At 72.2% G+C, this 9,298-nt stretch carries 8 protein-coding genes; 7 read left to right on the top strand and 1 reads right to left on the bottom strand.

The window, feature by feature from the left end:
- The first annotated feature begins 65 nt into the window (after positions 1–65).
- The 5 genes from ACIWVC_RS10695 to ACIWVC_RS10675 are packed head-to-tail and all read left to right on the top strand — an operon-like array spanning position 66 to position 5,682.
- Positions 66–1,655 (top strand): AMP-binding protein, encoded by a 1,590-nt coding sequence (locus ACIWVC_RS10695; RefSeq protein WP_396446813.1) that lies wholly within the window; start codon positions 66–68, stop codon positions 1,653–1,655.
- A complete protein-coding gene (locus tag ACIWVC_RS10690; protein WP_396446812.1) occupies positions 1,652–2,884 on the top strand; it encodes an acyl-CoA dehydrogenase family protein in 1,233 nt (410 codons plus the stop codon). Before ACIWVC_RS10695 ends, ACIWVC_RS10690 begins: the two co-directional genes overlap by 4 nt.
- A 25-nt stretch (positions 2,885–2,909) precedes the next feature.
- Positions 2,910–3,668 (top strand): enoyl-CoA hydratase/isomerase family protein, encoded by a 759-nt coding sequence (locus ACIWVC_RS10685; RefSeq protein WP_396446811.1) that lies wholly within the window; start codon positions 2,910–2,912, stop codon positions 3,666–3,668.
- A gap of 8 nt (positions 3,669–3,676) precedes the next feature.
- Positions 3,677–4,615: a VOC family protein gene (locus tag ACIWVC_RS10680; protein WP_396454077.1), complete on the top strand. Its 939-nt coding sequence runs from the start codon at positions 3,677–3,679 to the stop codon at positions 4,613–4,615.
- Positions 4,606–5,682 (top strand): acyl-CoA dehydrogenase family protein, encoded by a 1,077-nt coding sequence (locus ACIWVC_RS10675; protein WP_396446809.1) that lies wholly within the window; start codon positions 4,606–4,608, stop codon positions 5,680–5,682. Before ACIWVC_RS10680 ends, ACIWVC_RS10675 begins: the two co-directional genes overlap by 10 nt.
- Before the next feature lie 72 nt (positions 5,683–5,754).
- On the opposite strand, the gene ACIWVC_RS10670 is transcribed toward ACIWVC_RS10675, so the two are convergent.
- Entirely contained in the window at positions 5,755–7,068 is a 1,314-nt protein-coding gene (locus ACIWVC_RS10670) for a hypothetical protein (RefSeq protein WP_396446808.1), read from the bottom strand.
- Positions 7,069–7,245: 177 nt separating this feature from the next.
- Here ACIWVC_RS10670 and ACIWVC_RS10665 point away from each other — a divergent pair, with 177 nt between their 5' ends.
- Both ACIWVC_RS10665 and ACIWVC_RS10660 read left to right on the top strand, forming a co-directional pair.
- Positions 7,246–8,433, top strand: coding sequence for a sensor histidine kinase (locus ACIWVC_RS10665; protein WP_396446807.1), 1,188 nt, complete (start codon positions 7,246–7,248; stop codon positions 8,431–8,433).
- Positions 8,434–8,488: 55 nt separating this feature from the next.
- Positions 8,489–9,253, top strand: coding sequence for a LytR/AlgR family response regulator transcription factor (locus tag ACIWVC_RS10660; RefSeq protein ID WP_396446806.1), 765 nt, complete (start codon positions 8,489–8,491; stop codon positions 9,251–9,253).
- Positions 9,254–9,298 lie beyond the last annotated feature (45 nt).

Raw genomic sequence — 9,298 nt, 5'->3', positions numbered from 1 at the left:
GCCAACGCACGCAGGCACGCCAACGGCACGCACGCACGCCAACGCAGCGACAGCGGAGGGTCCGGATGCGCAAGGAGACGCTGGAGAGCTTCGTCCTCGGGGACGTCCTCCGGTCACAGGCGCAGGTACATCGAAGGCAGACGTTCCTCAAGTTCCGGGACGGCGAGGTCACCTACGGCGAGGTCGACGCCGCCGCCGATCGGCTGGCCCGCTCCCTCTCCGGGGCCGGCATCGGACGCGGCGACCACGTGGGCCTGATGCTGCCCAACTGCGCCGACTTCGTCCATCTCGTGTTCGCGCTGGCGCGGCTCGGCGCGGTCGCCGTGCCGATCAACATCGCGTACAGGGGCGAGCTGCTGCGGCACGTCCTGGACAGCTCGGACTCGCGCTGGCTCATCATCGACGGCCCGTACGCCGAGCGGGTCGCCGATGTCGCGGAGAGGCTGCCGAAGCTCGGCGGCGTCCTCGTCCGGGACGCCGCCGGGGCCGGGGTGCCGCTGGACCGGCTCGGCAAGCCGGCGCGCGAGCTGAACTCCCTGCCGGACGAGGGCGGCACGGTCGATGTGAAGGTCGGCTTCGGGGATCTTCAGGCCATCATGTACACGTCCGGGACGACCGGGCCGTCCAAGGGCGCCATGGTGCCGCACGCGCTGGCGCTGACCTGCGCATACGACTCGCTCGACTTCCTCGACCGGTGGGGCAAGACGATCTACTGCCCGCTCCCGCTGTTCCACGCCGCCGCGCTCTGGGACGGCATGCTGTCGGCCCTGCTGGGCGGCGGCTCGATCGCGATCGTCGAGCGGTTCAGCGCGTCCAGGTTCTGGGACGACGTGCGCCGCTTCGACGCGCAGGTCTGCATGAGCGTGTTCTCGATGATCCCGATCCTGCTGAACCGGCCGCCGACGTCGCGGGACCGCGACCACCGGCTGGAGACGTTCTACATGGGCAAGTCGAACCTCGACGAGGCGATGCGGGAGCGGTTCGGCGTCCGGTCGGTGGAGACCTACACCAGCACCGAGGCGGGCATCGCGACCGGCAGCCCGTACGGGGAGTGGCGGGTCGGCTCGTGCGGGCGGGCGCACGAGGAGCGCTTCCACGTCGCCGTGGTGGACGAACTGGACCGCGAGGTCGGGCCGGGAGAGCCGGGCGAGCTGGTGCTGCGGCCGAAGCAGCCGTTCGTCCTCACGACCGGTTACTACGGCGACTGGGAGGCGACCACACGTTGCTTCCGCAACATGTGGTTTCACACCGGGGACCGGGTATGGCGAGACGACGACGGGTATTTCTACTTCCTTGACCGGATGAAGGACGCCATCCGCCGGCGCGGGGAGAACATCTCGGCCTTCGACCTGGAGACCGAGATCAACCAGCATCCGGCGGTGCTGGAGTGCGCCGCGATCGGCGTGCCCTCGGAGCTGGAGGACGAGGACATCAAGGTTTCGATCGTCGTGCAGCCGGACACCGGGCTCGACCCGGAGGAGCTCGTCGCCTACTGCGAGGAGCGGCTGCCGCGCTCGATGATCCCCCGATATGTGGAGTTCGTGGACGCCCTCCCGCGCACCCCCACCGACAAGGTCGCCAAGTACAAGCTGCGCGCGCAGGGCGAGTCGGGGATCACCGAGACGACCTGGGACCGGGAGGCGGGCGGCCGGTGAACTGGGACGACACGCCGGAGCAGGCGGCCTTCCGCGAAGAGGTCAGGGCTTTCATCGCGGAGCGGTTCCCCGCGTCCTACCGCCCGGCGGCGGACGAGGAGCAGAGCCTCGAACCCGAGGACGTCGCGGGCTACAACTGGCCCGTCGACCGGGTGTCCGACGACCCGGAGCGGCGGGAGGGGGCCAGGGCGTGGGCCGCGGCGCTGGCCGAGCGCGGCTGGATCGCCCCGCACTGGCCGCGGGAGTACGGCGGCGCCGGGCTGTCGCCGCTGGAGGAGTTCGTCCTGCACGAGGAGATGATGCGGGCGCGGGTGCCGACGGTGAACGGCATCGGCGCGTTCCTCCTCGGCCCGACGCTTCTGGTGCACGGCACCGAGGAGCAGAAGGCCCGGCACCTGCCGCCCATCGCCTCGGGCCGGGCCGCCTGGGCGCAGGGCTTCTCCGAACCGGGCTCGGGCTCCGACCTGGCCTCGCTCCGCACCCGCGCCGTCCGCGACGGGGACGAGTACGTCGTGGACGGCCAGAAGGTGTGGACGTCCCTCGGCCAGTACGCCGACTGGCTGTTCGTCCTGGTCCGCACCGACCCCGACGCCGGCAGGCCGCATCGCGGCATCACGTTCCTGCTCGTCAAGGCGGACGCGCCCGGCGTGACGATCCGCCCCATCACCGACATCCGCGGCGCGGCGCCGTTCTGCGAGATCTTCTTCGACGGCGTCCGGGTGCCGGTGGCGGACCGGGTCGGCGAGGAGAACCGCGGCTGGTACGTGGCGATGTCCGCGCTCGGCTTCGAGCGGGCCGGGATCGGCGCCACGATCAAGTACGAGCAGGCGCTCGCCGAGCTGGCGGCGTACCTGCGGTCGCCGGACGGGCGGCGGTTCGCGCGGAACACCCCGGCGATCCGGCGGGAGATCGCGCGCCGCCGGACGGAGGTCCGCGTGCTGTACAACCTGGCCCGCTACACGGTGTCGCGGCAGGCGGCGGGGGAGGAGCCCGGCTTCGAGGCGTCCGTCAACCAGCTGTTCGGCGCGGAGCTGCACCAGCGGCTGGCGCGCACCGGCGCGCGCGCCTTCGGCCGGTCCGCCGCGCTCTGGGAGCGCGAGGGCGCCCCGCTCGGCGCCCTGTTCACCCACATGCGCCGCGACTCGGTGGCGTCCACCTTCCTCGGCGGCACCACCGAGATCCAGCGCAACGTCATCGCCACCCGGGGCCTGAACCTGCCCCGCGGCTGACCACCACCAGGAGGAGCGAACCCGTATGCCCGACGAGAACGCCTACGAGACCGTCGACCTGCGGATCGAGGAGCGAGTCGCCTGGCTGACGCTGAACCGCCCGGAGAAGCTGAACGCCCTGACGCCCACCACCATGACGGAGCTGCGCGACATCTTCACCCGCGTCGACGACGACGAGGACGTCTGCGCGGTGGTGCTGCGCGGCGCCGGCGAGCGCGCGTTCTGCGCCGGGATGGACCTGGCCTGGTCGGAGAAGCTGACCCCGCGCGAGCGCGTCGAGCAGGGGCGGCTCGGGGAGAAGACGTTCGCGATGATGGAGCGGCTGTCGGTGCCGGTGATCGCGGCCGTGCACGGGTACGCGGTCGGCGGCGGCCTGGAGCTGGCGCTCGCCGCCGACTTCATCGTCGCCTCCGACGACGCGAAGATGGGCCTCGTCGAGATCACGCTGTCGGCGCGGCCCCCGTACCGGCCGAAGATGACCGAGGACGGCGACCCGGACCAGCCCGAGTTCGGCGGGTCGGCGCCGGGCTGGGGCGGTGTGAAGCGGCTGCCGGAGCGGATCGGCAAGGCCCGCGCCAAGGAGCTGCTCTTCACCGGCGCGCGGATCGGCGCCGAGCGCGCGCTGCAGCTGGGGCTGGTCAACGACGTGTACCCGGCGGACGAGTTCGACAAGCGGGTCGGCGAGCTGGCCGAGCGCATCGCCGCGATGAACCGCTACAACCTGCGCCTCGTCAAGGAACTCGTCACCTACGGCTACGACTGGATCGAGCCGCACCCGAGCTAGGAGGACCCGTGCAGATCTACCGCATCGATCACGTCGCGCAGGTGACCCCCGACCTCGACGCGCAGGTGGCGCTGCTCTCCGGGCTGTTCGGGTTCCGGCGCGTCCGGAGCTGGGACAACCCGGGCGAAGGGGTGCGCGGCGCCCGCCTGGAGATCCCCGGCAGCCGGGGGCAGGCGTGGGAGGTCGTCTCCCCAGCGGGCGAGGGCTCGCCGCTGCAGACGTGGCTGGACGAGCATTCCGGGCGGCCCGGCCTGCACCACGTCGGCGCCGAGGTGCCCGACCTCGAAGCCGTGCAGGCCGAACTCGAAGTGCGCGGCATCAAGCCGACCGACGGTGCGCGCGGCCGCTGGCTGGAGGCGTCGCTGAGCCCGCCCGAGCACGGCCCCGGCGTCCTGTGGCGGCTGCGCGGCCCCGGGAGCCTCGACATGTGCGGCGACACGTCCGCCTCCGCGGTGGAGACGGGGTCGCCGGACGGGCCGTCCCTCGGCATCGTGGCCCTCGACCACATCTGCCAGGCGTTCCACGACCGCGACGTGCTCGCCCGCTGGTACCACGACCTCGCCGGCTTCGTGCAGGTGTGGCGGACGGCCGACGACGAGCATCCCGACATGGCCGACCTCGTGCTGAACATCCCCGGCTCCGCCATCTGCTGGGAAGTGATCATGCCGCGCGGCGAGGACTCGTTCATCGAGCGCTTCCTGGCCAAGGGCGGCCCCGGCGCCCACCACGTCACGTTCGAGGTCGCCGACTGGGACGCGGCGATGGCCGCCTGCGAGCACTACGACACCCCGACCTTCGACGACGAGGAGGGCGTCACCGACGGGGCTGCCTGGAGGCACACGTTCATCCATCCGAAGAAGACCGGCGGCGTCCTCGTGCAGCTGTTCTGGGAGGAACGCCCCGGCGTGTGGGTCCGCTCCGACAAGGTGCCGCCGCCATGGACCTGAGCCTGACCGAAGACCAGGAGCTGATCGCCTCCACCGCCCGCGAGGTCCTGGCCTCGCGCGTCTCGACCGCCGGGGCGCGGGCGCTGGAAGGCGACCCGTCCGGCTACTCCGCCGCGCTCTGGAAGGAGATGGTCGAGCTCGGCTGGACGGGCCTGGCCTTCCCCGAGGAGCACGGCGGCGTGGGCGGCGACTTCCTGGACGCGTGCCTGCTGTTCGAGCAGCTCGGCTACGCGCGGGTGCCGAGCCCGCTGCCGGCGTCGGTGGCCTGCTGCGGCATGCCGGTCGCCCGCTGCGGGACGCCGGAGCAGAGGGAACGCTGGCTGGCCGCCATCGCGGACGGCCGGATCGTGACGGCCGCCCCCCTGCCCTGGGATCGTCCAGGTGAGGGCCCGGCCGCCGCGCGCGAAGGCGACGCGTTCGTCCTCAGCGGGACCGCCGAGTTCGTCCCGTACGCCGCCTCGGCCGAGCACATCCTGGTGGTGGCGCGGCTGGACGGTGAGCCGCGCGCCTTCTGGGTGGACGCCTCGGACGTGACGCTCCGGCCGCTCGGCGCGATCGGCTCGGACCGTCCCTGCCACGTCGAGCTGGACGGCGTCCGCGCCGAGGACGCTCTCGGCGCGGACGCCGCCGCCGCGATCAACTTGTTCGGCGCGGCCGCGACGTGCGCCGAGATGGTGGGCGGGGCGCAGCGCGTCCTCGACATGACGGTGGAGTACGCGACGGAACGCGAGCAGTTCGGCCGCGCGATCGGGTCGTTCCAGGCCGTCCAGCACCACTGCGCCGACATGGCGATCGACGTGCTCGGGTCCCGCTTCATCGCCTACGAGGCCATCTGGCTGCTGTCGGCGGGCCGCGAGGCCGCCCAGGAGGTCGCGATGGCCAAGGCGTGGGTGAGCGAGGCGTACGAAAGGGTGTGCGCCCTGGGCCACCAGGTCCACGGCGCCATCGGCTTCACCGGGGAGCACGACCTGCGCCTGTTCTCCGAACACGCGATGGCCGCGTCCCTGGCGTTCGGCGACCCCGACCTCCACTACGACAAGCTCGCCGAAGACCTCGATCCGGACTGACCACCGGGAACGCCCGGCCGGCGGCGGCCGGCCGGGCGTCTCCCGGGGAGCCCGGGGCTGGTGCGGGTGGACCTAGTGCGGGTAGACGGAGTAGACCATCCGCTTGCCCGGGTGTTCGCCGAGCGTCCAGATGGTGCCCAGCGTCGGGGTCGAGGCGGCACCGCCCTGCCAGTGGGACAGGTCCTCCGGACCGATCGCGAGGTCCTGCCGCTGGTCGATCCGCAGCGTGGCGGTGGACGATGTCGCCGGCTCGGTCTTGATGAGGTCGCCTGAGCCGGTCTCGCCGTGGCTGCGGCTGAGGTACCAGCGGCCGTTGAAGCGCATCGCGCCCTGCACGTTGCTGTCCGGCAGCCTGTGCGCCACGTCGGCGTTCCAGCGGTACGACGTGTTCATGATCAGGTTGTGGTTCGAGTCGAACGCGCCCGCGATGGGCCAGGCGGCGACCCGGCCGTTGACCGCCTCGCCGCCCGCGCAGTACTCCCCGGCGATGAGGTGGTCGGTGCCGCTGCGGTCGAGGGAGACGTAGGAGAAGTTCGGCGAGCCGTCCGACGCGGTGCACTTGGTGCCGGTCGACGCGGTCCGGGTCCACGAGCCGACCTGCGGCATGATGTAGCGGTAGCTGAAGCCGTAGTAGGTGTCGCCGACGAGGCCGACCCAGTCCTTGTTGCTGGTGGTCCCGTTCTTGGACGCGCCCAGGTCGTAGATGCGGCGCATGTCGAACATCCGGAACCCGCGCGCGGTGTCGGCGACGAACAGGTAGTTGCCGTACCAGAGGATGCCGCCCGCGTGCAGCGGCTTGCTGTAGTCGCCGCTGGACGAGTCCTGCGACACCCGTACGGCGTCGTAGTCGCCGTTGGCCCGCGGATACACCAGCAGGACGTGCCGGTAGGCGCCGGTGTACGGGTTGATGAAGCTGATGCGGACGCCCTTGACCGGGTTCTTCGTGGACGTGTTGTGGTCGTACCAGCTGACGATGACCGGCTGGTAGCCGTTGCCCCACACCCGGTCGGACTGCATGTCGGCGACGGTGGTGACGCCCTGCGGGTACCAGTCCTCCGTGTCGTTGTCGCCGCTGTTGAAGCAGATGCTCCGCTCGATGTCGACGCTGCTGCCGGACGCCCGCGCGGCCGGGTTGCAGGCGCCGCCGACGGCGACCGGCGTCGTGTCGCTCCGCCGGTTCAGGTCGTTCATGATGTCGGTGACGGTGGCCTTCACCAGCGGCAGGGCGTCGGCGCGGTCCTGGAGGTCGGTGCCGTAGGAGTTCGGGCGGAGCTGGAAGTTGGCGAGGTCCAGCTCGTCCGCGGCGGCCGGGGCCTGCAGCGCGGCGAGCAGGGAGAGGGCGAGGGGCAGGACGGCAAGGGCTGCCGCGCTTCGACGTCGGCGCATGCGCACTCCTCACGGCCGGGCCCGGCCGTGGGTCTGGGGGAGCGGCGGGTACTCCGGCCAAGATCGACAATGTCGGCTTGATCAAAATGTCATGGATGCCGGGTTCGTTCCATAGCGGGTTGGGGAGGAAAGTGATCAACTTCACTTTCCTCGGCGTATGCGGCATAAATTTGCTGGATGGACGTGGTCGTTGCCGTCGTCGCGACGCTCGTGGTGACGTGGGTTCCGGCGCTGCTGTGGTGGCGCCGCCAGGGGCGCGGCGGTGACCTGGGCGGACCCGCGCGGCGCGCGACGTTCGAGATGCTGCACACCGCCTCCCGGGCCGCGCCCGCGTTCCGGGCCGGGCTGACCGAGCAGGGGGCGCAGAAGGCCGCGCGGCACCTGCGGGCGCTGCTCGACTGCCCGGCGCTCGCCATCACCGACGGGGAGCGCCTGCTGGCCTGGGACGGCGAGCACGACCACCACGCGGCGGAGGGGCTCGCGCACGCCGAGGTCACGCTGGGGAACGGGCGGACGCAGGTGCACGACGTGGGCTGCGACCGGGTCGACTGCCCGATCCGGCGGGTCGTCGTCGTCCCGCTCGCGACCGACGACCGGGTCGTCGGGACGCTGGCCGCGTACGGGGAGGACGTCCCGGCCGGGCTGATCCGGGCGGCCGAAGAGGTCGCGCAGTGGGTCGACGCCCAGCTGGAGCTCGCCGAGCTCGACCATTCGCGGGCGCTGCTGATGGAGGCGGAGATGCGGGCGCTGCGGGCGCAGATCTCCCCGCACTTCATCTACAACTCGCTGACCACGATCGCGTCGTTCGTCCGGTCCGACCCGGAGCGGGCGCGGGAGCTGCTGCTGGAGTTCGCCGGGTTCACCCGGTACTCGTTCCGGCGGCACGGGGACTTCACGACGCTCGCCGAGGAGCTGCGGTCGATCGACCGGTACCTGCTCCTGCAGCGGGCCAGGTTCGGCGAGGAGCTGCGGGTGACGCTGCGGATCGCGCCCGAGGTGCTGCCGGTGGCGGTCCCGTTCCTGTGCCTGCAGCCGCTCGTGGAGAACGCCGTCCGGCACGGGCTGCAGGACAGGTCGGAGCCCGGCCTCATCACGATCATCGCGGAGGACGCCGGGTCCGACTGCGTGATCAGCGTCGAGGACGACGGGATCGGCATGGACCCCGAGGAGGTCCGGCAGCTGCTCGCGGGGGAGCGGCGCACCCCCGCCGCGGACCAGGCGGGGATCGGGCTCGCCAACGTCGACGACCGGCTCCGGCAGGTGTACGGGGACGAGTACGGGCTCGCCGTGGAGACCGGGCCGGGCGCCGGAACCAAGGTCATCGTGCGGGTTCCCAAGTACCGTCCCGGCGTCACGGCCTCTTGACTCTCCCGGCGGCGTTGACTGGAATGTGGCGGACGGTACGGGAAAGGACGATGCGGTGGGCCTGCGTGTCCTTGCGGTGGATGACGAGGCGCCTGCACTGGACGACCTCGTGCACCTGCTGCGCGCCGATCCGCGGATCGGCGAGATCCACACGGCCCGGGACGGCGCCGCCGCGCTGCGCAAGCTCGACCGCGCGCTCGCGGACGGGCGGCCCGTCTCCGCGGTGTTCCTCGACATCCGCATGCCCGGACTGGACGGCACCGTGCTCGGCCGCGTCCTCGCCCAGTTCGCCCGCCCCCCGCTGATCGTGTACGTCACGGCCTACGAGGGGCACGCCGTGGACGCGTTCGAGATCAAGGCGACCGACTACATCCTGAAACCGGTGCGGCCCGAGCGGCTCAGCCTGGCGATCACGCGTGTCACCGAGGCCGCCGAGGAGGCCGGCTGGGCGGACGTCCCCGCCGACCCGGCGCCCGCGGAGCCGGAGCCCATGCCCGTCGAGCTGGGCGGAGTCACCCGGTTCGTCACCCCGGCCGAGGTGCTGTACGTGGAGGCGCAGGGCGATTACGCGCGCCTGCACACGTCCGGCGGCAGCCACCTCGTGCGGATCCCGCTGAACGCGCTGTGCGAGCGGTGGAGCGGCGCCGGGTTCGTCCGGGTCCACCGGAGCCACCTGGTCGCGCTGTCGGCGATCAAGGAGCTGCGGCTCGACTCGGGGCGCTGCACGGTCGTGGTCGGCGACGCCGAGCTGCCGGTGGCGCGGCGGCACGTGCGGGAGCTGCGCGACCTGCTGGTGCGGCGGGCGAGGAGATCGTCCTGAGCCCGCGGGAGCGGCCGGCCGAGCACCCGGCCGAGCACCCGGCCG

Source organism: Actinomadura sp. (genome assembly GCF_044508335.1).
In the GTDB taxonomy this organism is placed as follows: Bacteria; Actinomycetota; Actinomycetes; order Streptosporangiales; family Streptosporangiaceae; genus Spirillospora.
The sequence above is the reverse complement of the archived record's forward strand: the minus strand, read 5'-3'. Positions and strand labels throughout refer to the sequence as shown.

Excerpts from the sequence above, each read along its gene's own strand:
- ACIWVC_RS10675 (WP_396446809.1), top strand. The coding sequence starts at position 4,606 with ATGGACCTGAGCCTGACCGAAGACCAGGAGCTGATCGCCTCCACCGCC.
- ACIWVC_RS10670 (WP_396446808.1), bottom strand. The coding sequence starts at position 7,068 with ATGCGCCGACGTCGAAGCGCGGCAGCCCTTGCCGTCCTGCCCCTCGCC.
- ACIWVC_RS10685 (WP_396446811.1), top strand. The coding sequence starts at position 2,910 with ATGCCCGACGAGAACGCCTACGAGACCGTCGACCTGCGGATCGAGGAG.
- ACIWVC_RS10665 (WP_396446807.1), top strand. The coding sequence starts at position 7,246 with ATGGACGTGGTCGTTGCCGTCGTCGCGACGCTCGTGGTGACGTGGGTT.
- ACIWVC_RS10695 (WP_396446813.1), top strand. The coding sequence starts at position 66 with ATGCGCAAGGAGACGCTGGAGAGCTTCGTCCTCGGGGACGTCCTCCGG.